Below are 25,176 nucleotides of genomic sequence, written 5' to 3' on the forward strand. Positions count from 1 at the left end.
CGCCTTCTAGATCACGACGTTTTTTATAAATGGGGTAATCATTTTTGTATTGTCAAAAATAACTGAATTATAATTCGTTTTTGACATAAATTAATAATGGCATGTCTTGGGCTGTCATCGCAGCACTCATAAATCAAAAAGAAAATATATAACAAAAGATAATCTTTTTCATTTACTATTAAATTTAAATTTAGTATAATTCTAATGTACAAATCATTATCATTTGTGACTGGCGAAAAACAGTCAGAAATGGTAATGATGGCATTCCAATTTCATTTAAGCAAGGGAAAGGAGAAAAGGGGAATGGAAAATCAAAATCGCCAGAACGCATCTCAATGTCCGTTTCACGGAAGCATCACGAATCAATCTTCGAATCGGACGACGAACAAAGACTGGTGGCCGAATCAGCTGAACTTAAGCATTCTCCATCAACATGACCGGAAAACGAACCCTCATGATGAAGAGTTTGACTACGCTGCAGAATTTCAAAAACTAGATTACTGGGCGCTGAAAGAAGATTTACGCAAATTGATGACCGAAAGCCAAGACTGGTGGCCAGCCGATTATGGTCATTACGGGCCGCTGTTCATCCGTATGGCTTGGCATTCGGCGGGAACGTATCGCATCGGCGACGGCCGTGGCGGCGCATCGACGGGTACGCAGCGCTTTGCCCCGTTAAACAGTTGGCCGGACAACGCCAACTTAGATAAAGCGCGACGGTTGTTATGGCCGATCAAAAAGAAATATGGCAACAAGATTTCCTGGGCGGACTTGTTCATCTTGGCGGGCAATGTCGCCATTGAATCGATGGGCGGAAAAACGATCGGGTTTGGCGGCGGTCGTGTCGATGTCTGGCATCCGGAAGAAGATATTTACTGGGGAGCAGAAAAAGAGTGGCTCGCCTCTGAACGCCATTCCGACGATGGTGAGCTTGAACATCCGCTCGCCGCGTCAGTCATGGGGTTAATCTATGTCAATCCAGAAGGGCCGGACGGAAAGCCGGATCCGAAAGCAGCGGCGCGTGATATTCGCGAGACGTTCCGTCGCATGGGGATGAACGATGAAGAAACGGTCGCCTTGATCGCCGGTGGTCATACATTCGGCAAGGCGCATGGCGCCGGTCCTGCCACACACGTCGGTCCTGAGCCGGAAGCCGCACCGATTGAAGCCCAAGGGTTAGGGTGGATGAGTTCTTACGGAAAAGGGAAAGGAAGCGACACGATCACAAGCGGCATTGAAGGTGCCTGGACGCCGACGCCAACTCAATGGGATATGTCGTATTTCGACATGCTGTTTGGCTATGACTGGTGGCTGACGAAGAGCCCAGCCGGGGCATGGCAATGGATGGCGGTCGATCCGAATGAAAAGGATTTGGCGCCTGATGCCGAGGATCCGTCGAAGAAAGTGCCGACGATGATGATGACGACCGACTTGGCGCTGCGGTTTGACCCAGAATACGAAAAAATCGCCCGCCGTTTCCATCAAAATCCAGAAGAATTTGCGGAGGCGTTTGCCCGGGCATGGTTCAAGCTTACCCATAGGGATATGGGACCGAAAACGAGATATCTCGGCCCGGAAGTTCCGAAAGAAGATTTCATCTGGCAAGATCCAATTCCAGAAGTCGATTACGAATTGACAGAAGCGGAAATTGAAGAAATCAAAGCCAAAATTTTGAACTCCGGGCTGACGGTCAGTGAACTTGTGAAAACAGCTTGGGCCTCGGCCAGCACGTTCCGCCACTCCGATAAGCGCGGCGGAGCCAACGGTGCCCGCATCCGTCTCGCGCCGCAAAACGAGTGGGAAGTGAACGAACCGGAGCGGCTCGCGAAAGTGCTGTCCATCTATGAGGACATTCAACGCGAACTGCCGAAAAAAGTAAGCATCGCCGATTTGATTGTCCTTGGCGGCAGCGCTGCGGTGGAAAAGGCAGCCCGCGACGCCGGCTTTGATGTCAAAGTGCCATTTTCCCCCGGCCGCGGCGATGCGACACAAGAACAAACCGATGTCGAGAGCTTTGCGGTATTAGAACCGTTTGCGGACGGCTTCCGCAACTATCAAAAGCAAGAGTACAGCGTTCCGCCGGAAGAACTGCTCGTTGACAAAGCGCAGCTCCTTGGGCTGACCGCCCCAGAAATGACGGTCTTAGTTGGCGGTTTGCGCGTGTTAGGCGCGAACTATCGCGATCTGCCTCATGGCGTCTTCACCGACCGCATCGGGGTGCTGACCAACGACTTCTTTGTCAACTTGTTGGATATGGACTATGAATGGGTGCCGACAGACAGCGGCATTTATGAAATCCGCAACCGGAAAACCGGCGAAGTGCGGTGGACGGCGACCCGGGTAGATCTCATTTTCGGATCCAACTCCATTCTTCGTTCCTACGCGGAATTTTACGCCCAAGACGACAACCAAGAAAAATTTGTCCGTGATTTCATCAACGCTTGGGTGAAAGTCATGAACGCCGACCGCTTTGATCTGGTGAAAAAAGCAAGGGAATCGGTCACCGCTTAATAAAGGGAAGAAAAACAAGGCAGAGGGAGAAGATTCCCTCTGCCTCGTTTTTGTAGAATACCAAACGGCTGCATAGGCAAAGAAAATCTTCACCGTAAAAACTGATTTTGCGAAGAGCTAGGGGAAATATTACTAAATAGGATAAAATAGTACTAGATCAAAAGGAGATAACATAAAGCTGGGGGATGAGGAAATCAAAACGGAATCAACACTCACGAGTGAATCAGGATGTCGCGGTTTGGGCCATTCGTGTCTTGTTGCGAGAACAATAATGAAAGACAATGGAGAATACGATGGGATCCTATGCATCGCGAGTGCCATGCTACAATTCTCTCACCATGAGACTGATGACTTTGTCTAGCTGAAAATGATCATTGATATAGGGGGCAGCGTTTCATGAACATACGCAAATGTTCTAGAGCCGTAATCATCAATGAACGGAATGAAATTCTTCTTCAGAGATTTGAATTTCGGGATGTGGTAGGAAACAAAGTGTTATGGGTGACTCCAGGGGGAGGGATTGAAGAAAACGAGACGCCGGCGGAAGCGTTAAAAAGGGAGTTATACGAAGAACTAGGCATTGTTGTCGACCTTCTCGGCGAGCCCCTATTCCAACTGGATGTATGGATCGAAGGGAAACAAGGTCCTTTTATTAGTCGTGAGATTTATTACAAAATTGTGATTCCATCGGACACTAGATTATCGTTCGAAAATATGACGAAAGAGGAAAAGGAGGCATGGCAACAGGTAAAATGGTGGAGTAAGGAAGAATTGCAGAACATCAATGATTTTGCGCCGCGTGAACTATTGAACTACATATAAAACGATGGGGTTCTTCTCGTTGGGATGATGATGGACCTCATCCATAACCTGCAAACGGTGAAAGAACAGCGGCAGTGGCTCGAACAATATGTGCCGAAAGAACTGATCCAGTCGTTATGTCATCAGTCCGAGGCAGAGATGAGGGCTATAGATCAAGAATGGGTTCACCTGATCCAAAAAACAAAGCAGTTGCCAGGCATTCCTGTGGGTCATCCAGAGGTGAAAACATGAATCGAACAGTATATGATTGACGTTTGTTGGTCCCGATATGACGCAAACGCTTGGACAACTTGAACGTGTGGAGGAGATGGGGCGAGATGCCGAAGTGCTCAACTGGATGCCGTCTCCTTTCACAAAGAAAGAGGGACAATGGCTGCAGCAGGCCATGGAGCACTACATGATGAAAAAAGGTTAGTCGAATCAAAGAAATCGGCTCATCGCGGATTCGCGGAGCCGATTTCTTTATTCATGTGAAGCAATCGCTTGGTGTTTTCCAACAAATTGTCATAAAAGCCATGGATGTCATCAACTGTAACATATAGCTTTCGCACCGTTTTTTTTCGGCCGAACAGTTCTGTCACTTCCACCGGCTGCTTCAAGCGGATTTCTAGTTTTGGTTCTTCTTCAAAAAAACTAGGCAATGTCACTGAATAAGCATCAGTTTCTTTTTTTCGTTTTTGTTTCGCGGTCACTTCCCTTGTGATCTGCTCAATGTTGGTGTATTCCACTTCGACAAAACTGCGGATGCCCAATTGGATATGGAGTTTATCAGGCGCCAACACGACCGGGGATAGGGTAATCGCTCGATAATCGGCAATAAGAAGGAGCAGGAAGTACACATCAAAAAACGTGACCACCCAAGCAGCGATTTCACTCCATCTCATCACTAAAATATGAACAGCAATAATTTCAATCAGCATCGCATGCACGAGCATTAAAAAGAAACCAAAATATTCCGTTTTCTCATGATAGGAATAGGTGGGATATGGCAATGACAATTGGCGTGTTTTTTTGCGATATGTTAAGTAATACAAAGCAGCGGCCTCTGTTGTGAGGAGGCGCAGCAAAAAGACCGGACGCTTGAACACGGCTTCAATGGTATGCGCATAGGTGCTTAAAAAATAAAAATGGTTCGTTTTTTCAGCGCGAAAGGTGCGAATGAGTGCCCCGAGGTTTCGAACGATATACCAAGCGATCCATAATTCGATTAGAATGATCCCGCCTTCCATTACGAAAAAAACATATTTGATCACCTTGTATTGCTCGCGAAGCGGAGCGGGAATGATCCAATACGAGATACCGAGCCCAGATGCAACCACGCTCACGCACACTTTCCATGAATACTTCACCCGCCCAATAGTCATTCGGTAAACAACGGCTAAATAGAGTGGAAAAACGGTGACAAGCAACAATAGCACAGACGAATTTTCGAAAACATGAACATGTTTTCGTACCGTTACATAAAGAATGACCACAGCCAATACAGAAGCAGTGATAAATCGCATATAATGGACGTTCTGAGTTTTGTTCATAAGGTGTTCCTCCTTAATAATTAACCAATCTTAATTATTAAATTTACTTAAATATTGTGCAGATCCCTTCCTGAAAGAAGAAGGGATTACGACCGATGTTCTTTCATGATGAGATCATACAGTTTATCATTGATTTCCTTCAACTTCTCTAAGTCCTCTCGGCGAAGTTTCCCGTAATATTTCTCCATTAAATGCAATTCCACTTCATCCATTTTCTTATGATACGCTTGACCGGCTTGGCCTAGGCGCACGATAATTTCACGACGGTCAGCAGGATTGATGTCCCGGCGAACATAGGCTTTTTCCTCCATCTTTCGGACGAGCTGGCTGGCGGCGCTCGGAGTCATCGAAAAGGACTCAGCGATTTCATTGATCGTCATGGTTTGATGCCTCAATAACTCCAGCAACATCACTTGCTTTTGGGTTAAGTCTTGATACTCAGCGCCGAGCATCGCACGAATCTCTTGCAGCAAAAACGCGGTCACTGCATCGTTTTTTTCTTTAATGGCCAAATACAAAGCCTTGATATCGTCCATCTGACATCACCTTCGTTATGGTAAGGTTTTGTATTTATATTATAAAACAATCTAAATATTTAAGTGAAGTTAAATGTTTAGATTGTATGAGAAAAGAGGCGACGGCCCGCTTCTCAGTCAATCGGTTGCGAACGACAAATCATCACCGGTTGGTTAAGCAATTATGCCCATTTACCCTACAAGCAAACAAAAGAGGATCAAAACAATGTCCAACTAAGCAATGCTTTGCGCTAACGATCCGAATTTTGTAAGCTTGAATGAACGGAGTGAAAACATCCAAAGAACGTCATAAAAATGAAAATAAGGTGGCAACATGCCGCAAATTCACCGCTTTCTTGAGTCGGCGAAGCAAACTCTTTGTGTGACATACGTGGCACAATGTTATGTGCTGCTTTCATTTCCTTTTTCCGCGAATGGAATGCAACTTAGCGAACGGATGAGAATAGGATGGAAAAGAGGGCTCATAGAGGCTTGATCGGATGTTTAGCAATTGGTTTTGTGTTGTTTTTCCCTTTCTTTACGATCAATGCAAGTCGATGTCCACCTAACGTAAATGATTTACACAACAGTCAGAAGAATCACCACACGTATTATTGTGACTCTTCTTGGACCCATTCAAATTCTTCCTCCTCCAAGTGCGGATCATTCGATTCCGGAAGTCATTCCGACGGGTTTGGCGGAGGAGATGGCAGCTGTTCGTAAGGAAGAACCGTTGGGCCCTTTTTATTTATGAATTGACAATTTTTGATATATTATATAGAATAAATTTAAATAATGCGAACGGAAGGGTGAATCCTCGAACAATGAAGTGCTAATCCTATTTTGAAAAGACATTAATTGAAGGTGGTTTTTTTGCAGACAGATGAATGTGCTGCTTTCTTTGTGCTGCCTTCAATTAACGTTTTCAGAATAGGATTGCACGTTTATAGTGAGGTACACCCAAATGGAGTTAGTCTCTTTTTTTTGGCGTCCTGCTATAGTTGTGCCTCCTATTCTGAAAATGGATAGGGGGCTTTTTTGTCCCCGTAAAATCAAAAATGGGGATGATCATATGATTCTTCTAGAAGCGTTCAATATCAAACATTATGTGAAAGACCGGTTATTACTTGATGTCGATCGATTGACCATTTATAAAAATGACCGCATCGGTTTAGTGGGGCGTAATGGCAGCGGCAAGACGACATTGTTAAACATATTGGCAGGAATGATTGCCCCAGAAAAGGGAAGCGTGATTCGCCATGCTCGATGCGAATTGTTGCCACAGTTAAAGCAGATGGACACTACGAAAAGCGGCGGAGAAGTGACACAGGCCTATATTCGCGATTTGATGACTAAAGACCCGGAGCTTTTGTTGGCGGACGAACCAACGACCCATTTAGATCAAGAGCATATCGAATGGCTAGAAAAGCAGTTACAGCAATGGAAGGGAGCGTTTATCCTCGTATCACACGACCGGGCGTTTCTCGATGCGCTTTGCACCACCATCTGGGAAGTTCATGAAGGGAAGGTCAAAGAGTATAAAGGGCGTTACAGCGACTATGTGGAACAAAGAGAACAGGAACGCCGACAGCAACAGTTAGCTTATGAAAATTATGAAAAAAAGAAACAAGCGCTAGAGAGAGCATTGGAACTAAAAAAGCGAAAAGCGGAAAGAGCCACAAAAGTTTCCGGAAAGAAGGTGAGCCCATCGGAAGCGAAAATCACCGGGGCGAAGCCGTATTTTGCGAAAAAGCAAAAAAAGTTGCAAAAAGCAGCCAAAGCCATCGAAACAAGATTAGAGAAACTAGAAAAAGTGGAAAAAATAAAGGAACTGGCTCCCATCAAAATGAACTTGCCTAACGAGGATACGTTTAAAGATCGAATCATTATTCGAGCGCAAGAGGTCGCAGGCGTGATCGGCCAACGTGTTCTATGGAATAAAGCGAGCTTTCATGTACGTGGGGGCGAGAAGCTCGCGATTATCGGCCCGAATGGGAGCGGCAAAACTACTTTAGTGAAAAAGATCGTTGACCAAGAAGAAGGAATTATAGTTTCCCCAGCGGTGAAAATGGGGTATTTTAGCCAAAACTTAAATATTTTAGATGTTCATCAGTCGATTTTGGAGAATGTACGCTCCACATCGAAACAAGATGAAACGCTTATTCGCACCGTCTTGGCGAGGCTGCATTTCTTCCGAGATGATGTTTATAAACCCGTAGGAGTTTTAAGCGGCGGTGAGCGGGTAAAAGTCGCGCTTGCTAAATTATTCGTCAGTGATATCAATACGCTCATTTTAGATGAACCGACAAACTTCCTCGATATTGAAGCGATGAGCGCATTGGAATCGCTATTGCAAGAATACGAAGGAACCGTCATTTTCGTATCCCACGACCGTCGGTTCATTGAGAATGTCGCTACACGTATATTGGTGATTCGCCATAAAGAAATTCAACTGTTTGACGGAACATATAAACAATATAAGCAGCAAAAACATCGCGATACGCGCAATACGACAGAAGACGAGCGGCTTTTACTTGAGACGAAAATAGCAGAGGTGCTGAGCCGCTTGAGCATTGAGCCAAACGAAGAGCTTGAACAGGAATTTCAGCGGCTTTTGGCGGAAAAACGAAAACTGGGCATGTCATGAAGCACATATGGGCAACCACAGGCATTAGGACGATTCCTAATGCCTGTTTACATTTCATTCACATTCGGAACCGATAACATCGGAAAAACCGTATATCATATTGACAAATTCAAAACCAATCATTCCCGGGACCCTTGAATGGTTTTATGGGGGCTTGAGGAAAGGAATACTCAAACGGTGAGGAAATGATGCTCGTCAACTTACGCCTACTTTTTATCAAAAACAATTTGAAATCCATTTTCAAGGAGGTTTTTCATGAGTCGATTGTTGATGAATTTATTTGGTCGCCCATATGGTTTTTTGGGAAACATCGGTGGAAGGATTATGGCAGCTGCTAATAAAGAAATCAACGAATGGACGGTGTCATTATTGGATATACGAAGTAATGATAAGGTACTAGAGATCGGATTTGGTCCCGGAATTGCCGCTGAGAAGATAAGCAACATTATTAAGGAAGGGATATTCGTAGGAATTGATCCGTCCGAAGTCATGTTTTCACAGGCGCAAAAAAGGAATGAAGCCGCTATACGGGAAGGAAAAGTCAAGCTACAACTTGCGACTATTGAGCATCTTCCCGTGTTTAACGAAGCGTTTGATAAAATCTTTTCGATCAATTCGATTCTATTTTGGGAACAACCGATTGAACGATTAAAAGAGTTGCGGAATTTGCTGAAGCCAAACGGGCTGATTGCCATTACACTCCAGCCTCGTTCCAAGGGGGCAACGAACGAAACAGCATGCCAGGAAGGGGAAAAGTTAGTTCAGTATCTTAAAGAGGCAGGGTTCTCATCCATTCGACTTGAAGAGAAACAAACGAAGCCGGTTTCAGCTGTATGTGCTATCGGTGCTAACCCATCGAGCTGAACGACTCCCACTTCGTTGTGCTTGAAGCGGAAATTTCTCAGTTCCACGGCGAAAGCGACCTGTCGTCTCCTTAGGCGTCACTTCGAGTCGCCCTAACTCGAAGAGTTCTTTCGCACCTTGATGTATGCATGGAAGGGTTTGCTTAGTTTTTGCATTCGCTGTTTTCCATGTAACCCCATCTATCCCGTTTACAAGGAACGTGATTGTCGTTTATTTGCTTATATGTTTGGGCTGGTGCTAACCGATATTCATCTCCCACTTTCACTTTGTTTCGAAGTGGGAGACTTCTTTTGAAACGATGTTAAAATGAAGCCTGCCGTTTCGTCAACTAAGTCGCGCGCTTGCCTGATTGCGGTGTAGTTGACGACAGTCCATCAACGCATTTATTATAAGTAGGCGTCGTCAGTACTCGTGCATGAAACGCAAGTTTACACGATTCACTTACTCATTGTCGGTTGAGCCTTTGTTGATTGGTCGTGAATAAAGCTCTACGTGCGATTGTCGCGCGACTGATTGGGAGCATCGATATCGTTCGGGTCGGGAACACTACTAGACCAAAGGTCTGATCGGTCGTATTGTGAAAGAGCGCGCGTGGCCTCGAGTGATCATGCCGGCAGCCCAATGAAAGGAGAAGGTTGATGAAAAAGAAGAAGAGGCGTTTTTTCATCGGTGCGGTATTCGCTATTTTGCTGTTCGTGATCGGTTCATATTTTTACACGAATGTGACGTATATGGACAAGCCGCTGAAGGCGATGCGTAAAGCGGGCTTTACGGAAAAACAAGTGACGCTGAAGGACGGTACAGTGCTTAATTATGGGGAAGGTCCGGACAACGGCAAGCCGCCGCTGCTGCTGATCCACGGACAAGGCATGACATGGGAGGATTACGCAAAATCACTGCCGGCGTTGTCTGAGCGGTATCATGTGTTCGCTGTCGATTGCCATGGACATGGGGAGTCCGACTGGAATCCTGAAAAGTATTCGGTTAAGGCCATGGCGGCTGATTTTGCCGAATTTATCAAGACGGTGATCGGTGACAAGGTGATCCTTTCCGGCCATTCGTCGGGCGGCATGGTAGCGGCCTGGATCGCTGCGCATTACCCTGAACTTGTGCTCGGACTCGTTATCGAAGACTCACCGTTTTTCGCAACGGAGCCGGGCAGAAGAGAGAAAACGTTCGCCTGGGTGTACGGCTTTCAGCAGTACGAAGATTTCAAAAAACAGGATGAAATAGACGACTATTTTGAGTATTCCTTGAAACACAGCTACTGGAAGAAGGTATTCGGAGACTTTTTGTGGAATCGGTTTGCGAAGGATGCGGTCGCTTACCATAAGAAGCATCCGAATGAACCTGTACACCTGTTTTATCTGCCGCCTAACATCAATCGAATCTTCGAGTCCGCAACCTATCCATACGACAGAAGGTTTGGAGTGACCTTCTATGATAACAGCTGGTTTGAGGATTATGACCAAGCCGAAGTGCTTGCGAAGATTGAATGTCCCACTGTATTTGTGAAGGCACAGACCAATTATGACGGCGACCTGTTGCTTGCGGCTCTTACAGATGAGGACGCCCAACGTGTCGTCGAGTTGCTGCAGAATGGAAAGTTGGTAAAAGTGGATACCCCTGGACATGATATTCATTATGACAAGCCGGTTGAATTTACGAATATCATGATCGATTTTTTGGATGAAGTTTTGTGATGTCACTGTGCAGAGTTTTGGTGAAAAAGGGCCTGTAAAAGAGCCCTTTTTTCATTGAGAAATATATCTGGCATGGGCAACATCTGACGTTGTATGGTTCTTCTGAGCAATACGTTTGATCATGAAACGCCAGTAGGCTGCTATCCCCTCAACTTGATTTCAGCCCCATCTTCGAAGTTGTTGCGATGCTCTCCGTTCTTCTTTTCGAGCTCCGGGTTTTGCCGATGAATCCAAGAGACCATGTCCCCCAACGTTTCACGCTCTTCTTTTACCGTGATTACACCGTCCCACTCCGTTCAAGGCATGGGGAACTTTCATACAACCCGTACAGCATCGTCATAAGTTCACAACATTCCATTGTTACAATGAGACCGATAAAAAATGAACAAGGAGTTGGGAAGAGATGAAAGGTAACGGCCATTTGTCGCTAGCAATTGGTCTTGGTGCATTAGCGTTGATCCGACCGCTGATGAATATGTTGGGATTGCTTGAGAGAATCGGCCAACCGATGGCGAGTATTTCGGTCACCATACTCATCTCTGTCATCTGGATTGGTGCTGCTGTGCTGTTTCGCGTTGAAAATCCGTTGAAAACACTTCTGTATGCAGGAATCGTCTATGGGGGATTGGCGATCATAATCAGTGCGATCGCATCCCCGATTCTGGAAGGCGAGCTGCAAGGTCCGATTACCAATCCTTTTGCCATCGTCAGTGTCATCGTGACCAATGCTGTTTGGGGAGTCATAACTGGATGGATTGCTGCTGCCGTTCAACGAACAATGAGGAGGAACTAGCTATTTTTCGAGAAAAAGAGGGAGCTGAATGATGAAACGAAGACGCATATTTGCTACTCTTTTATTTGGATTGATCGCTTTATGTTTGACAGGATGTGATGGGGATACAACGACGAATGTCGGGAAGCTGACGTTTCAGAATGAATTGAACATCCCGCCACTTCTTGAACCGACAGTGGGCTCTGATGGCACGAAACACTTCACGTTAACGATGCAAACTGGAACCACCGAATTTTTTGAAGGTAAGAAAACACCAACTTGGGGGATCAACGGCTCTTACTTAGGGCCGACAATACGTGTGTCACGCGGTGACAAAGTGGCGTTTGATGTTGTCAATCACCTTCCAGAAACTTCAACCTTGCATTGGCACGGGATGCGTTTGCCGGCTGCGATGGATGGTGGACCGCACCAAATGATTGAAGCCGGATCGACTTGGAATCCTAGCTGGACGATTGAGCAACCCGCAGCAACTACGTGGTATCATCCGCATTTGCACGGCAAAACGGCACTTCATGTGTATCGAGGACTTGCAGGCTTGTTTTTAATCGAGGATCAAGATTCAAAAAAATTACCTTCAAATTATGGCGTTGACGACATTCCGATCATTATTCAGGATAAAATGTTCAACGGGGACGGTTCCTTCAATGAAAGCATGGATCTTACCCCGTTTGGAATGTTAGGGAATCAGATTTTGGTCAATGGAACTTATGATCCGTATTTACGCATCACTTCAAGCCAAGTCCGATTCCGGTTGCTCAACGGCTCGAATGCGAGAGCTTATCATGTCGGTTTTTCCGATAACCGTTCATTTTATCTAGTCGGAAATGATGCGGGATTGCTGCCGGAACCGATCAAAATGAAGCGCATTTTGTTAAGTCCGGGTGAACGTGCAGAGATTGTGGTCGAATTTAAGGAAGGAGAAGAAACGATCTTGCACAGTTTTGCCGGCAAAGACGGGATTGAAAATGGAGAGTTTGATCTCGTCAAATTGATCGCCGATCAGCGTCTGACCGCAGCAACGCCATTGCCTCAAACACTCACCAGCGAACCGCCGATCGAAGTTCCAGCGGATGCGAAGGTCCGAACGTTTGTACTGACTACCGAATCGGCGATCAACGGAAAGAAAATGGATATGAACCGGATTGATGAGGTTGTTCCTGCCAGATCGCGCGAAATTTGGGAAATAACAAATAAAGGCTGGGATCATAACTTTCATATTCACGATGCGACATTCACTATCCTTGATAAGAATGGTGAATTGCCGCCGAAATACGAACGGGGAAGGAAGGATACCGTTTTCATACCGAGCGGGACGAAAGTCAGATTGGCTGTTGATTTTGGAAGCTATCCAGACCCGACAACGCCTTACATGTATCATTGCCATCTGTTATATCATGAAGACAGCGGGATGATGGGGCAATTCGTGATCGTCGAGCCAGGAACAGAATCCCAAGTGTCACAACAACTTCATCGACGCCCTCATCATCATTAAGGGGATCTCATGGGATCGTGAGTATCGTAGTGTCATCTTTCGATCTAGGTCAGCTTCTTTCTCGGGGCGAACCTGAACGGTTTGCCCCCTTCCGCATTTGTTGCTAATGGGTGGGAAAAGTCTAAAAGAATATACGAACGTGCATGGAAGGATAGGTCTGCCTTTGTTATGGCAAGGGGAGGATTTGTATTAACGTTGGATGAAGAATAAGAAATCAGTAATTAACTCGTTTGTAGGTACGGCGTTGTGACATCGATATAAAGGGGGGGATTGGTCATGAATAATCTGAAAGTAGCTTTATTGCAGCTTTTGCCTGAAACTAACTTATATGACAACCTGAATAAAGGATTGGAATATTGTAGAAAAGCAAAGGATATGGGGGCTGATATTGCATTATTTCCTGAAATGTGGAGCATTGGCTATGACATTCCCGAGAATGTCGATGAATTAAAGGATCGTGCTCTATCTGCAGATAGCGAATTCGTCAGTTCATTTGGGAAGTTGGCTAAGGAGCTGAATATGGCTATCGGAATCACTTTTCTTGAAAAATACGATCCATTGCCAAGGAACACGCTCTGCCTCTTTGACCGCTTTGGCAACAAGATCTTTACATACGCAAAAGTACATACTTGTGATTTTGATGTTGAATGTAATTTGACGCCTGGGGATGACTTTTTCGTGGCAGATTTAAACACCTTGCAAGGCAATGTAAAAGTCGGGGCGATGATTTGTTATGATAGAGAGTTTCCGGAAAGCGCCAGGATTTTGATGCTGAAAGGCGCTGAGATTATTTTGGTGCCAAACGCCTGCCCGATGGAGATCAACCGAATCTCACAGCTGCGAGCGCGGGCTTATGAAAATATGGTCGGTATTGCCACGGTCAATTATCCGATTGGTCATCCCAACTGCAATGGACATTCTACTGCATTTGATGGGATGGCATACAGACCTTCAGAAAAGGGTTCAAGAGATACACTGATTATTGAAGCGGGAGAGCGAGAAGGAATTTATATAGCTGATTTTCCGATTCAAGAAATGAGAGAATATCGAAGTCGGGAAATACATGGCAACGCATACCGCTGTCCGCAGAAATACAAGCTCCTAATTTCTGAACATGTCGAGGAGCCTTTTATCAGAGAGAATTCTCGTTATAAAGGAGAAAGGGGTTGATATGTTTTTCAGAAATCATAACAGCAAATGGCGCAACTGGTTAAGCCAAAAGACTGTCACGAACGTTTCCTCCTCCGCTGTGATTTTTTATATCGAAAGGAAGAAAGCACATGACCAAAAAAACCAAAAGTGCAGAACGGGTTAGTCAATTTGTAGCGGCATTTCAATGTCCACTCTGTAAAAGCGCGATGAGGGTTGAGGAGCTGAAAAGCCTCGTATGCGCTAAAAACCATACGTTTGATTTCTCAAAACAAGGATATGTCAACTTGATGACTCGTCCCGCTCATAGCCATTACAAGAAGGAATTGTTTGAAGCAAGACACAAAATCATTATGGAAAGCAACGTATACACTTCCATGCATGAAACGATTGCGAAAGTAATAAAGGAGTATATGGATGTTTCGCTTAACCCTTTTATGGTTATAGATTTAGGATGCGGAGAAGGTTCTCACTTACAAAGGATTTTGGACGAATGTATGATTCCGTCAATGACTGGCGTTGGCCTCGATATTTCAAAAGAAGGCATCGCTATGGCTGCTAAAAGATACGAAGACCAAATTTGGCTAGTCGGTGACTTGGCAAAATCGCCGCTGGCGGATCAATCGTTTCATGTGATTCTTAATATTTTATCTCCTTCCAATTATAAGGAATTCAAGAGGATTTTAGTTAAAGATGGACTCGTGATTAAAGTGGTTCCTCGCCCGAATTATCTAAGAGAGCTACGAGAAGCACTCTTTGATGACAAGGAGAAAAAGGTCTATAAGAATGATGAAATCGTGTCGCTTTTTCAAAAACAGCTCCATTTACTGGATGTATTCCATTTATGTTATACAAAAGAACTTAATAATGCCGAACTTGAACATTTAGTCCAAATGACGCCGCTTGCTTGGTCTGCGGATCAAGCACACATTGATGCGTTTCTTCATCGGGATTTTGCGAAGATCACCGTGGATTTGGATATTTTAGTTGGAGTGAACAGGGGATGAAGCAGCATGTCTAAGATGGAGTGCGCGAACAAGCAATGTGTTGATCAATATCAGCACATTGCTTGTTCTTTTTTCGACAGAACTTACTGGTTACTATTTTTTGGTTGAGAAAACGGTTTGCGATCCCAATAATCCAGTTCATCACTGTATTCCCGAAAATAACGAATCCTCTATATGTCACTGAAGTTTTTTACAAGCTTTCCTAATTGGTTGCTCCGTCAGTCTGCCTGATTATCTATTTTCTTTCTCAAATAATATACATAAGAAATCGGAACGACTCCGCATAGAAAAACGATTCCGGCAATGAAAACACCATTCATTGCAGTAAATCCTTCAGTGAATGATGTAAGGATTCCTATTATAGTTGAAATCAATGTTAATACAACAAGTGATATTAGGAAGCTTTGTTTAGATGACCTTTTCCGACTTTCATATTCTACACTAATGTTCATTGATAAAAAAGCCGATACAACGGTTGTCAGGATAAACACAAACCATAACGGATTTTTCCTCATTCCATCTAGTCCTTTTGTGATGAAGTCATAGCCCAAGATTCCGATGATGCCAATCGTCTGTAACATGTAGGCGATTCGTAAATTTTGCAGATTTTTTAATAGTAATCGTTCGTCTTTTATTTTTTGCAATTTCACCACTCTCCCTTTTCTACCCAAAAAATTTCATCTAACGTTTTATTAAGCGCATAACAAATTTCGAGGCACAATTTTAAAGTAGGATTGTATTTTCCTTTTTCGATTAAACTGATCGTTTGTCGAGTTACCCCGACTTTTTCTGCCAGTTGTTGTTGGGTCAGGTTTGCTTGGATACGGGCAACTTTAAGATTGTTTCTCACAATTCCAACGACCCCTCCCTGAATGTAATTTATATATTACATTTTAAACAATATATATTACATAATTCAATATATATATTACATTAAGGATGAAAAATTTTACATTGTCTATATGTTTGATTTGCCAAAAAGGAAATGGTAGGTAGGACAAAGCAAGGGAAAGAGGCCGCCATATGATGGGGGCGATTGCTTCTTCAAGTGGAGTAGCCAGTTTGTTTCTTTTTTAATGGTTATGATGATGGGAATTCCCCGTCTACAAAACGAGTTGTAACATTCTTTTTCATCATATCTGTATGCTCAAAAAAGAACTTTAAAAATTTTTCTCTTTTGTTAAAATTATCAAGAGATGAAGAAAATCATTTTTTCTTTATCAATCTTGTCTTTATCATAGGTTACCTTGTAGATACTGGATTTCCCTTTGGTTCTTTTGTTTGTTGCTGGTATCGTCCTGTCCGTTCTGTTTCGTTATCGAAGGGGCTCGAATACTCATCTATTTTTATCGCTTGCTATCTTGTTAAGCAGCCTGAGTTTGTTAGGTCTTTGGAGTTTTTATTATTATTTCATTTGGGTTATGGGAGAATAAGAGAAGGTTGGGGAGGACATTCTCTTTTCATGAAAACCATTTATCTACCAGCAAATAAAATTGATGATGTTACTTGAAAGGGGATACCTATGGTTTTAGGTGTTGCTTTCGAGGAGGGCTCAATGTATGGAAATTAGAAAACCGAACGATGCGGAATATAAAAAGATTTTATCACTTTCACCGCAAGCATTATTTGAAGGTACATTAGGCGAAGTAAAACTGTCGGATGAAAAAGCCAAACAACTGATTGAAGCATTATTGCAGAAAGGGAGTGATTATTTAATCGCAACGGAAGGCGATCATCTCATGGGTTGGATTCTGATCGGAACAAAGAAAGACCAACTGACGGAAACGATATATGGGTTTATTTATGAATTGTTTGTGTTAGAGGAATTCAGGGGAAATGGCATTTCCAAACGGTTGTTAGAGGCTGGCATCGAACATCTTAAACGAGAGGGGTATTCAGAGGTTCGCTTAAGTGTATATGCAGGAAATCAAGCGATGAAACTATACGAAAAATTAGGATTCAAACATCGAACCATTACAATGAGTATGAACATCCCCCGCTCTTAAATCAGCATAGTTGGTTGTTGCCAACCGTTAAATGTGAAGGAACACCGCTATGAGCAAGGCAGGCACTCATCGGTGAATCATACGGGGGAGCAAGTTTCATTTTAAGTTATGTTTGTAGATTATACGGGTTCATTTCGACAAGTAGGGGGACGAACTGGTTAGCTGGTGGGGATTATGCGCCAGAAGCAGAGATGTTCTGCAGCGGCTGCCGTAAAATAGGGAGGTGAGTAATTTTGTTCCATATAAGAAGTTTAGAAGAAAATGATTTTGAATTCTTATTAGATATGATGTATGAATCCATTTATATTCCGCATAATAAGCCACCGAAAGAAGAATTGCTCAATTCACCGCATATTAAAAAATATCATGAAGGCTGGGGAAGAAAAGGGGATAGAGCTTTCATCGCTTTGAACAAGGACAATCAACCTGTTGGTGCCGCTTGGTATCGCTTATTCAAAGGCAGCCAAAAAGGATATGGATATGTTGATGACCATACTCCAGAACTAGGAATAGCTGTTATTGATATTGAACGAGGTAAAGGGATAGGTACGCTACTTATGAAAAAGTTATTTGAACAAGCTTTGAAAGATGGCTATAACTCTATATCTTTGAGTGTTGATCCAAATAACATTAAGGCTGTACAACTTTATAAAAAACTCGGATTTAAACGATGCGGTTCATCAGGAGCATCTTGGACAATGGTATATAACATTTCTTCGAATTCATTTTCAACAGATGTGATAGGTAAACAAGGCCATCCGCGGTAACGCAAGTGATTCGTCACCTTTGCTTATGTCTTCTGCTTTGAAGCATCTAGGTGAAAATATGTCAGATGAAGTAACTAAATATCGGTTGTAATATAGGCATGGTACATACGATGAGTGACACACAAACCCAAAGATAAAACGACCGAGGCGTATCTCCAGCTAGCTCATAACTTTTGAGAAGCTTGTTCTAAAGTTTTGTCTAATTTTTCTTCAATTCCATCCTATTCATGAGGCGAATGGATGGTATTTCGGAGGAGGAACAAAGCAAAACAGTAATGTATAGAGGAGCGAAGGAAAAAGCTCCTTCTTTTTTGTTAGTATTCCCTGGCCATTCTCGTCCCGTAAAAACTCCTGTCACCATACACGAAAATCACCAATACCATCGAAAAAGGATAGGAAACGAATATGCAAGAGGTTGATGTCAAATCAGGGGAGGCCAAGCTAGTTTTAGTGAAAAGTCAAAATTATAAATAAATAAAACTATGTGCTAAATAATCAATCAAAATACCTCAACAACGAAAAAGGAAGAAAAACGAATTTTGGCTGTTTTTTCGTGAAATCTGTAGCAACCAAAGGCGATTGCATAAAAGCATGGAACAGATTGGAGAAAAAACAAAATGACCGAGCTGTTAGAGAGATTAATGAAAGAATCACACACAATGAATCCACAGCTGATGATGATTGAGTCGTCACATTACGCGCCATGCAGTTGATTATGGCCGATCACTCCGCTGCATGTAAAACGAGTGTACTGTGGATTTGGCAATCCTGAGAAGGCAGAAGAAAGGACTGTGTTTCAGCATGTTCGCGATGAGATTGGAGAGAGGATAAAGCCAGTTTGCGGAGACGGGAGAATAAAGATGGCGTTAGTTACAAACGGTAAAAAAAGAGGGCGCCTGGCCTACATATTGATTTCTAGCCAGCCCCTCGAGCCATTCATCCTAGCATTTTTCCACATCGACGCGGCCGGAGAAAAAGGTCGCACCGCCGCCCATGTCGGCGATCCGATCGGGAGTAAGGGAGTTGACCAAATGTTTCGTGTCCGGAGAATCAGCCCATAACCCTTGCGTGACGACGACACCGGGGAGGACATGTTCTCCAACCGATGCTTTCAACACGCATTCTCCGCGATCGTTCCATACCCGGACTCGATCCCCATCTTGAATTCCTTTCGCTAGGGCATCTTTCACATTCATATACAAACGCGGTTCTTTTTCCAACGAAATGTGCTTTTCATTATTGGAGAACGTGGTGTTTAAAAAGTTGTGGTTAGGACCGGGCACAAAGAAAAACGGGAAATCTCCATCGTCAACAATCGGCGTATACGTTGGCAGCGGAGGATAGCCATCTTGTTCCATTTTCTTCGAATACAGCTCAATTTTTCCGCTCGGCGTTGGTAATGTTCCCGGCAGCAACCGTTTGACCTTTGCTTTGATATACTGTTTTTCTACCAATGTTTCATAACGGATTCCTTCCAAGAAAGGGTTGGTTGGGTTATCCAAGGCTTGCGAAATCATTTCTTCTTCTGTCTCGTATAAACACGGATCCTCAAACCCCATTCGTTTCGCCAGCAATTGGAACACTTCGACATTCGATTTAGACTCTCCGTATCGTTCAATCACTGGTTGTTGAATTTGAACATAGTGGTGCCAATAGGATGTATACAAATCTGTATTTTCAAATGAAGAAGTGGCTGGAAGCACAATATCGGCGTATTTGGCGGTTTCTGTGACAAACAAATCATGCACGATGACAAAGAGATCCTCTCTCGCCAATCCTTGTCGTACTTTGTTGCTGTTTGGGGCAACAACTGCCGGGTTTGTGCCGTACACGAATAACGAACGAATCGGCGGATCCAATTCCAACAATGCCTCACCAAGCCGATTCATGTTGATGATTCGTGTATGTTTGTTTTGCAATAGATCCGGGCGCTGCAAGCTTATTTGATTAAGAGCTAGGTAGCCGCTATTGGATTTGATGGCGCCGCCACCTTTGACCAGCCATTGTCCGGTCAGAGCAGGGAGACAAGCGATCGTTCGGATGCACATTCCTCCGTTATCGTGATGCTGCAAACCGTTGCCGATTCGAATGAAGGAAGGAGTTGTTTGCCCATACCATCTGGCGAGCGTATAAAGATCTTCAACAGGAACGCCTGTTATGTTGGAAACAGTGACGGGATCATATTGGACAACGTGCTCGCGCAGTTCCTCATAGCCGACCGTATACTTTCTCAAAAACTCATCATCTATGAGATTTTCCGCAAACAAAATATGCATCATGCCTAAAGCGAGAGCGGCATCAGTGCCTGGCAGAATCGGAATGAACCAGTCAGCGAGCTGTCCGGTTTGGTTTTTATGAACATCAATCACAACAATCTTCGCCCCGTTTTTTCGGGCTTTTTGGGCTAAGATGACTTGATGCATGTTGGTGCTGACCGCATTAATTCCCCAGAAGATGACGAGTTTGGCATGAATGGTTTCTTCCGGATCGATTCCAAAGCCGCCTCCCATCGTATATTGAAGCCCTTGAGATCCAGCGGATGAACAAATGGTCCGATCAAGCAAGGATGCGCCTAGCCGATGGAAAAAACGCCGGTCCATGCCTTCGGCGCTGAGTCTTCCCATGTTGCCATAAAAGCTATAAGGGAGGATGCTTTCAGGTCCGTATGTTTCAATCAATTCTTTCCATTTGGCCGCAATGGTCTCGAGCGCTTCGTCCCAGCTGATTCGTGCAAATTTCCCTTCCCCTTTGGCACCTATACGTTTCAGCGGGTATTTCAAACGTTTCGGATCGTAGATTCGTTCCATCATATTCCGCACTTTATTGCATATATGGCCTTTTGTCACAGGATGAGACGGGTCGCCTTGGATTTTTACGACTTTCCCATCCTTCTTATGCACGAGCAACCCGCATTGATCAGGACAATCGAGAGAACAGACAGACGGAAAGACGCCGGTTGGCTGTTGTACAAATGAACCCATCGTTTTCTCCTTTCTTGATCAAATCAATGATGGCGACTGAGTTAGATGGTTAATATGATAAAATAATTTGAAGAGTATGGCAACAATGATATATAAAACTTTTGGATTCTATGACATCTAAAACGAGAGAAGGATGGCTTTTGCCGCTGCATCAACTCGAGTTCATTTGATCATCACCCACTTACGCTCACATGTAGAAGTGCGGATGAATCGCTATTCGCGCTCAATCTCTCCCTTGCCTTCAACGACCAGAAGATGTAAAATAGAAAAAAGGAACAAATGTTCTGTGCGGAGAGAGGAAGGTCATGCACAACCGCTATTGCTTTCGATGGTATCCCACCCGAACACACGCAAAAACAGGATAAGCAGGAACAACGGAAACAGCTATACTGTGGGGCCGGGATCGATGGTGCATTCTATTTTGACTTAATATTTTATGAGGAGAATGCTGATGAAAAACAGTCGAATGAATCCTAAAGTTGATCAATATTTAACTGAGGGATGTGGACGCTGTCCGCTAGTGGGTACTCCCGATTGTAAAGTAAACAAATGGTCGACAGAATTAAGAGCATTGCGAATAATCGTTCTTGAATGTGGATTGACAGAAGAAGTGAAATGGGGAATTCCCTGTTATACATTCCAAAAGAGCAATGTCGTAACAATCAGTGCTTTGAATGAATACTGTGCACTTGGTTTTTTCAAAGGCGCCTTGTTAAAAGATGACCATCACATTCTAGAAAAGCCCGGGGAGAATACGCAGGCTGCACGACGGATTCGGTTTACAAATGTTCAACAAATCATCGAGCTTGAACCTGTGTTGAAAGCATATATTAACGAAGCCATGGAAATTGAAAAAGCGGGCTTAAAAGTGGAGTTCAAAAAGAGTCCAGAGCCAATTCCTGAGGAGCTTCAAAAAAAATTTGACGAAATGCTGGACTTAAAAACAGCGTTTGAATCATTGACACCTGGACGGCAAAGAGCGTACATCCTTTATTTTTCTGGAGCGAAACAATCGAAAACGCGAGAAGCAAGAATTGAAAAGCATATCCAGCGCATTCCATTCATCTTCACGCCTAGATACACGCCTGAAGTATGCCCAAATGCCTCCGTTCCCTTTTGTATCAAGGAGCGAGAGGCATTTTGTTTTGATAAGTTAACATACAAAAAAGTGCATGTAGATTCTGTATTCCATCGCTCGTTTACTGATTACAAAGAAGTAGTCAAAGGACTTGAGCTATTGAGCAAAAATGAAAAATGGGCAATACAACTAACGGAATACAAAGACTTAAAGATGGCTGAGCGGCTAAAATGGGTGAAATAGCATAAAGAATTGAAGATTTATGGAATCGCTATAACGGGAGCTGCCAAAGATGTTTTGGCTCTAGAAAAGATGAAGAAAGTGAATGTGATTCGATCAGGTCAGATTAATTTGCCATAGCACAAAAGGAGGATTGTCGAAAATGAAAATAGCAAGAATCAATATACTGAATACGCTGGTGGCTATATTTTTTGCTTATTTTGTTAAATGTACAAATTATAGCGGAGATTCCTGTTTTTGATATCCGTTATATTTGGATTTCATTGTTCAGATTGCTTATATGCTTGCTTGGTCTCCTAAAAGAAAATCGATTCCACTCCTATTTAGGCGGCATTCTTCACTTCATTCTAATCGTTTCTTGTATGGGAATGATTTGGTTTGGCTTAGGAATTAACTATCAGCCATAAGAAAACTCATGGAAATTAGTATTACAGCGGATGTCGAAGTTGCCATCCATTATATTGAACAAACGCAAGAGAAGGAAATAGTATGAAGCAGAAAAAACAGCAAGAAGTATATAGAGGACTGTATATATTTCCAATGATAATTAAGAAGTGGAACACGATGAATTTTGAGATAAGTTGATTAAAGTAAATGGATGGTATTTTGGAGGAGGTACAAAGCAGATAGATATAGAGGGGAACGTGGGTCTAGAGGAGCTGATTAAAAAGCTCCTTCTTTTTTTGTTAGCATTTTCGTCTATTCTCGTCCCGTAATGGCTTTTGTCAACAATATATGAAAACAGGATTGACAGTGAATATTCCAGTGGTGAAAACGTGATAGAAAACGTGATAGAAAACGTGATAGAAAACGTCAATAGTACAAATTTAAACATATCCAAATGTTGAATTTTAAATCGAGGGAGAGATGAAGGAAACAGACAAGCTGATTTTGGTGAAAAGTCAAAATTATGGAATAATAGAACTATGTGCTAAATAATCAATAAAACTAAACGAAAGAACTCTAAACAACTAAATGGATTAGTGTTATCGCTCATACAGAACCGGATGCCCAATTTGGGACAAACGACCCTGCAACCATGACACTTGTCTTTACATAACTGACAGTAATGATTTTGAATTAGCGTTTGTCGTAGCTATTGATGGTTTTGAGACCCATTCTCTAGTACAGCATTTGCCGCTGTCATTGGACCGCTGATGAAAGTGCCTGTCATGATTTCATTGGTCAACGTGGTACTATGGTTTCAACGAAAAAGCCAGTATCATACTACCGACGGAGATGGAATGAAACATGAAAGCCAAAAAGATCAGTTACTTCTTATGCACAGACAACTCTTGCCGCAGCCAAATGGCAGAAGGAGGGGCAAAAAATATCTTGGTGATGATTTGAAAGTGGTACAGTGCCACAAGCTAAATCCAAACGCGGCAAAAATTACATCCTTTGTGTTTGTCCGTTACCAAACTTTTACTCTAAATCATTTTAAGAAGGAACTTCAAATAAACATCTTGAAGATGATATTGGGCTATTCCTAAAGAAAGCAAGGTTGTTGCGATATTCAAATGAAAGAAAGCGAAGATGTTGCAGACAAAGCCACGATAGAATGTGAATGCCGCCCATCTACATTTCAACGTAAGTAGGGTTGCTAATGTAAAGGGCATTAGGGCGATTCCTAGCGCCTTCTATTATGAAAATAAAGGAGGGTCCATATGAACATTCGCCGCTTTCGCGAAGAAGATTGGCTGCAAGTAAAGGAAATTTACGAGCAAGGAATTGCGACAGGACAAGCAACATTTGAGACGGCAGCACCATCGTTCGAAAAATGGGTATCGACCATTGCGGCAAATTTATGTTTCGTCGCTGAAGACGAAGAAGGCATTCAAGGATGGTGTAAGATCAGTAAAGTATCGGATCGCTGCGTGTATCAAGGTGTAGGAGAGGTGAGTGTGTATGTTCGAGAGGGGAGTCGGGGAAAAGGAGTGGGAAAACGACTTCTAGAAGCCATAATCAAAGAATCAGAGGAAAAAGGATTTTGGACATTAACAGCAGGGATCTTCCCTGAAAACATACCGAGTTTACGTTTACATCAAAGTGTTGGATTTCGTGTAGTTGGTATAAGACAACGTATAGGAAAGTTATATGGAGTATGGCGTGATGTTGTTATGCTTGAACGTCGTAGTCAAATTGTGGGTATAGATTAATAATGACTTTTAAATATTCAATTAAATTATACGGGCTCATGGTGTTAGATGATAATAGACGTTAGTTAATTATGTATTCTCCACATGTCGTGATCACGTAGAAAAAGCGAATTATGAATTTTATTAAAAACAAAGCTCTGAGACAAAAGGAAAATCGAGCAATGAAAGATCATATAAAACACGACGTTTATATGCCTTTAAAAGATATTCGCAAAATAGTGAATTCTATTTTGCCAAATGCCATTATCCGAAGACATTTGTTCTGGAGATATTCTTTGATTTGGAAAAAAGAGGTGTAATAAATGATTATTTGGATAAATGGGGCTTTTGGTTCGGGAAAGACAACATGTGCTTATGAATTGAATAAAAGGTTGCCCAAATCTTTTGTGTACGACCCAGAAAATATTGGTTATTTTATAAGAAAAAATATACCGAAAGAACTGCATGAGTCAGATTTTCAAAATCATGGACAGTGGAGGTTATTCAATTATCAAATGTTAAAATATCTATCTGATACATATGATGGTATTATTATATCACCCATGACATTAATTAATCGTCAATATTATTATGATGAAATCATTGGACGACTTCTCGAAGATGGTATTGAGATAAAACATTACATTCTTTATGCGGAGAAGGAAACTATAGAAAAACGCCTTAACAAACGATTGGAATGGGGCAATTCATGGGCAAAATCACAAATTGATCGATGCATTTATGCATTTAATCACGAGATTACCGAGGAAAAAATAATAACTGACTACAAAACTGTTGATAACATAGTGGAGGAAATAGCTGAAAAAAGCGGTCTAACTCTACTAAATGACAAAAGAGGCCGCTTTAAAAAATTAATTGATAGATCCATTATTCTTATGAAGCACATACGGTAGTTCGCACTTATTTTGAA

21 protein-coding genes and 4 pseudogenes are annotated in these 25,176 nt (G+C 42.9%); 20 read left to right on the forward strand and 5 right to left on the reverse strand.

Features of this window, described 5'->3' with window-relative positions; genetic code table 11:
* Positions 1 to 303 precede the first annotated feature (303 nt).
* The 4 genes from katG (at position 304) to NSQ22_RS08950 (ending at position 3,748) form a co-directional block, all read left to right on the forward strand.
* On the forward strand, positions 304 to 2,511 hold the full coding sequence (gene katG, locus NSQ22_RS08935) for a catalase/peroxidase HPI (RefSeq protein WP_327054341.1): 2,208 nt from the start codon (positions 304 to 306) through the stop codon (positions 2,509 to 2,511).
* A gap of 396 nt (positions 2,512 to 2,907) precedes the next feature.
* On the forward strand, positions 2,908 to 3,333 hold the full coding sequence (locus tag NSQ22_RS08940; protein ID WP_008879139.1) for an NUDIX domain-containing protein: 426 nt from the start codon (positions 2,908 to 2,910) through the stop codon (positions 3,331 to 3,333).
* A 27-nt stretch (positions 3,334 to 3,360) separates the two neighbouring features.
* A complete protein-coding gene (locus tag NSQ22_RS08945) occupies positions 3,361 to 3,564 on the forward strand; it encodes a hypothetical protein (RefSeq protein WP_223812632.1) in 204 nt (67 codons plus the stop codon).
* A 37-nt stretch (positions 3,565 to 3,601) separates the two neighbouring features.
* Positions 3,602 to 3,748, forward strand: coding sequence for a MerR family transcriptional regulator (locus tag NSQ22_RS08950; protein WP_223812633.1), 147 nt, complete (start codon positions 3,602 to 3,604; stop codon positions 3,746 to 3,748).
* Positions 3,749 to 3,767: 19 nt separating this feature from the next.
* Here NSQ22_RS08950 and NSQ22_RS08955 read toward each other — a convergent pair whose 3' ends face one another.
* Positions 3,768 to 4,865 carry a hypothetical protein gene (locus tag NSQ22_RS08955; RefSeq protein ID WP_339264547.1) on the reverse strand — a complete coding sequence of 366 codons (1,098 nt, stop codon included), beginning with the start codon at positions 4,863 to 4,865 and terminating at the stop codon, positions 3,768 to 3,770.
* A gap of 86 nt (positions 4,866 to 4,951) precedes the next feature.
* Positions 4,952 to 5,401, reverse strand: a complete 450-nt coding sequence (locus NSQ22_RS08960; protein WP_014195805.1) for a MarR family transcriptional regulator — start codon at positions 5,399 to 5,401, stop codon at positions 4,952 to 4,954.
* Positions 5,402 to 6,452: 1,051 nt separating this feature from the next.
* On the opposite strand from NSQ22_RS08960, the gene NSQ22_RS08965 reads away from it, so the two are divergent.
* The 7 genes from NSQ22_RS08965 to NSQ22_RS08995 all read left to right on the forward strand — a co-directional run bounded on the left by NSQ22_RS08965 (position 6,453) and on the right by NSQ22_RS08995 (position 15,035).
* The gene (locus NSQ22_RS08965; RefSeq protein WP_011887390.1) at positions 6,453 to 8,027 is read left to right on the forward strand and encodes a Vga family ABC-F type ribosomal protection protein; all 1,575 of its coding nucleotides are present in this window, start codon (positions 6,453 to 6,455) and stop codon (positions 8,025 to 8,027) included.
* A 255-nt stretch (positions 8,028 to 8,282) separates the two neighbouring features.
* Positions 8,283 to 8,891 (forward strand): class I SAM-dependent methyltransferase, encoded by a 609-nt coding sequence (locus NSQ22_RS08970; protein WP_339264550.1) that lies wholly within the window; start codon positions 8,283 to 8,285, stop codon positions 8,889 to 8,891.
* Positions 8,892 to 9,529: 638 nt separating this feature from the next.
* Positions 9,530 to 10,594, forward strand: coding sequence for an alpha/beta hydrolase (locus NSQ22_RS08975; RefSeq protein ID WP_327054342.1), 1,065 nt, complete (start codon positions 9,530 to 9,532; stop codon positions 10,592 to 10,594).
* 403 nt (positions 10,595 to 10,997) lie between these two features.
* Positions 10,998 to 11,387: a hypothetical protein gene (locus tag NSQ22_RS08980; RefSeq protein WP_011887391.1), complete on the forward strand. Its 390-nt coding sequence runs from the start codon at positions 10,998 to 11,000 to the stop codon at positions 11,385 to 11,387.
* 28 nt (positions 11,388 to 11,415) lie between these two features.
* Complete coding sequence (locus NSQ22_RS08985) at positions 11,416 to 12,879, forward strand: multicopper oxidase domain-containing protein (RefSeq protein ID WP_087960006.1); 1,464 nt, start codon at positions 11,416 to 11,418, stop codon at positions 12,877 to 12,879.
* Positions 12,880 to 13,155: 276 nt separating this feature from the next.
* Positions 13,156 to 14,049: a carbon-nitrogen hydrolase family protein gene (locus tag NSQ22_RS08990; protein WP_008879130.1), complete on the forward strand. Its 894-nt coding sequence runs from the start codon at positions 13,156 to 13,158 to the stop codon at positions 14,047 to 14,049.
* Positions 14,050 to 14,159: 110 nt separating this feature from the next.
* Positions 14,160 to 15,035: a putative RNA methyltransferase gene (locus tag NSQ22_RS08995; RefSeq protein ID WP_008879129.1), complete on the forward strand. Its 876-nt coding sequence runs from the start codon at positions 14,160 to 14,162 to the stop codon at positions 15,033 to 15,035.
* Between the two features lie 218 nt (positions 15,036 to 15,253).
* Here NSQ22_RS08995 and NSQ22_RS09000 read toward each other — a convergent pair whose 3' ends face one another.
* Positions 15,254 to 15,679: a hypothetical protein gene (locus tag NSQ22_RS09000; RefSeq protein ID WP_008879128.1), complete on the reverse strand. Its 426-nt coding sequence runs from the start codon at positions 15,677 to 15,679 to the stop codon at positions 15,254 to 15,256.
* A gap of 2 nt (positions 15,680 to 15,681) precedes the next feature.
* Entirely contained in the window at positions 15,682 to 15,885 is a 204-nt protein-coding gene (locus tag NSQ22_RS09005) for a helix-turn-helix transcriptional regulator (RefSeq protein ID WP_008879127.1), read from the reverse strand.
* A 327-nt stretch (positions 15,886 to 16,212) separates the two neighbouring features.
* Here NSQ22_RS09005 and NSQ22_RS09010 point away from each other — a divergent pair, with 327 nt between their 5' ends.
* From NSQ22_RS09010 to NSQ22_RS09025, 4 genes and pseudogenes are all read left to right on the forward strand, one after another.
* On the forward strand, positions 16,213 to 16,545 hold the full coding sequence (locus NSQ22_RS09010) for a hypothetical protein (RefSeq protein WP_339264554.1): 333 nt from the start codon (positions 16,213 to 16,215) through the stop codon (positions 16,543 to 16,545).
* A 49-nt stretch (positions 16,546 to 16,594) separates the two neighbouring features.
* Complete coding sequence (locus NSQ22_RS09015; RefSeq protein WP_008879126.1) at positions 16,595 to 17,041, forward strand: GNAT family N-acetyltransferase; 447 nt, start codon at positions 16,595 to 16,597, stop codon at positions 17,039 to 17,041.
* 233 nt (positions 17,042 to 17,274) lie between these two features.
* On the forward strand, positions 17,275 to 17,808 hold the full coding sequence (locus tag NSQ22_RS09020; protein ID WP_339264556.1) for a GNAT family N-acetyltransferase: 534 nt from the start codon (positions 17,275 to 17,277) through the stop codon (positions 17,806 to 17,808).
* A gap of 719 nt (positions 17,809 to 18,527) precedes the next feature.
* Positions 18,528 to 18,666, forward strand: a pseudogene (locus tag NSQ22_RS09025) (arsenate reductase); the annotation flags it as partial.
* Between the two features lie 83 nt (positions 18,667 to 18,749).
* Here the strand turns inward: NSQ22_RS09025 and NSQ22_RS09030 are convergent.
* Positions 18,750 to 20,789 carry a molybdopterin oxidoreductase family protein gene (locus NSQ22_RS09030; RefSeq protein ID WP_011887393.1) on the reverse strand — a complete coding sequence of 680 codons (2,040 nt, stop codon included), beginning with the start codon at positions 20,787 to 20,789 and terminating at the stop codon, positions 18,750 to 18,752.
* Positions 20,790 to 21,240: 451 nt separating this feature from the next.
* Between NSQ22_RS09030 and NSQ22_RS09035 the strand changes: the two are divergent.
* From NSQ22_RS09035 to NSQ22_RS09055, 5 genes and pseudogenes are all read left to right on the forward strand, one after another.
* A pseudogene (locus NSQ22_RS09035) lies at positions 21,241 to 21,843 on the forward strand (DUF1801 domain-containing protein); the annotation flags it as partial.
* A 1,329-nt stretch (positions 21,844 to 23,172) separates the two neighbouring features.
* A pseudogene (locus NSQ22_RS09040) lies at positions 23,173 to 23,321 on the forward strand (arsenical-resistance protein); the annotation flags it as partial.
* Between the two features lie 37 nt (positions 23,322 to 23,358).
* A pseudogene (locus NSQ22_RS09045) lies at positions 23,359 to 23,498 on the forward strand (arsenate reductase); the annotation flags it as partial.
* 276 nt (positions 23,499 to 23,774) lie between these two features.
* Entirely contained in the window at positions 23,775 to 24,266 is a 492-nt protein-coding gene (locus NSQ22_RS09050; protein ID WP_327054345.1) for an N-acetyltransferase family protein, read from the forward strand.
* A 302-nt stretch (positions 24,267 to 24,568) separates the two neighbouring features.
* Positions 24,569 to 25,159 carry an AAA family ATPase gene (locus NSQ22_RS09055; RefSeq protein ID WP_327054346.1) on the forward strand — a complete coding sequence of 197 codons (591 nt, stop codon included), beginning with the start codon at positions 24,569 to 24,571 and terminating at the stop codon, positions 25,157 to 25,159.
* The last annotated feature ends 17 nt before the right edge of the window (positions 25,160 to 25,176 follow it).

It is taken from the genome of Geobacillus sp. FSL K6-3411 (genome assembly GCF_037965715.1).
In the GTDB taxonomy this organism is placed as follows: domain Bacteria; phylum Bacillota; class Bacilli; order Bacillales; family Anoxybacillaceae; genus Geobacillus; species Geobacillus thermodenitrificans.

Bases quoted from the DNA above. Each gene is read 5' to 3' on its own strand.
- NSQ22_RS08965 (WP_011887390.1), top strand. From the start codon at position 6,453: ATGATTCTTCTAGAAGCGTTCAATATCAAACATTATGTGAAAGACCGG.
- NSQ22_RS08980 (WP_011887391.1), top strand. From the start codon at position 10,998: ATGAAAGGTAACGGCCATTTGTCGCTAGCAATTGGTCTTGGTGCATTA.
- NSQ22_RS08970 (WP_339264550.1), top strand. From the start codon at position 8,283: ATGAGTCGATTGTTGATGAATTTATTTGGTCGCCCATATGGTTTTTTG.
- NSQ22_RS09015 (WP_008879126.1), top strand. From the start codon at position 16,595: ATGGAAATTAGAAAACCGAACGATGCGGAATATAAAAAGATTTTATCA.
- NSQ22_RS09050 (WP_327054345.1), top strand. From the start codon at position 23,775: ATGAACATTCGCCGCTTTCGCGAAGAAGATTGGCTGCAAGTAAAGGAA.
- NSQ22_RS08985 (WP_087960006.1), top strand. From the start codon at position 11,416: ATGATGAAACGAAGACGCATATTTGCTACTCTTTTATTTGGATTGATC.
- NSQ22_RS08940 (WP_008879139.1), top strand. From the start codon at position 2,908: ATGAACATACGCAAATGTTCTAGAGCCGTAATCATCAATGAACGGAAT.
- NSQ22_RS09030 (WP_011887393.1), bottom strand. From the start codon at position 20,789: ATGGGTTCATTTGTACAACAGCCAACCGGCGTCTTTCCGTCTGTCTGT.
- NSQ22_RS08945 (WP_223812632.1), top strand. From the start codon at position 3,361: ATGATGGACCTCATCCATAACCTGCAAACGGTGAAAGAACAGCGGCAG.
- NSQ22_RS08990 (WP_008879130.1), top strand. From the start codon at position 13,156: ATGAATAATCTGAAAGTAGCTTTATTGCAGCTTTTGCCTGAAACTAAC.
- NSQ22_RS08950 (WP_223812633.1), top strand. From the start codon at position 3,602: ATGACGCAAACGCTTGGACAACTTGAACGTGTGGAGGAGATGGGGCGA.
- NSQ22_RS08960 (WP_014195805.1), bottom strand. From the start codon at position 5,401: ATGGACGATATCAAGGCTTTGTATTTGGCCATTAAAGAAAAAAACGAT.
- NSQ22_RS08975 (WP_327054342.1), top strand. From the start codon at position 9,530: ATGAAAAAGAAGAAGAGGCGTTTTTTCATCGGTGCGGTATTCGCTATT.
- NSQ22_RS08955 (WP_339264547.1), bottom strand. From the start codon at position 4,865: ATGAACAAAACTCAGAACGTCCATTATATGCGATTTATCACTGCTTCT.
- NSQ22_RS09055 (WP_327054346.1), top strand. From the start codon at position 24,569: ATGATTATTTGGATAAATGGGGCTTTTGGTTCGGGAAAGACAACATGT.
- katG (WP_327054341.1), top strand. From the start codon at position 304: ATGGAAAATCAAAATCGCCAGAACGCATCTCAATGTCCGTTTCACGGA.
- NSQ22_RS08995 (WP_008879129.1), top strand. From the start codon at position 14,160: ATGACCAAAAAAACCAAAAGTGCAGAACGGGTTAGTCAATTTGTAGCG.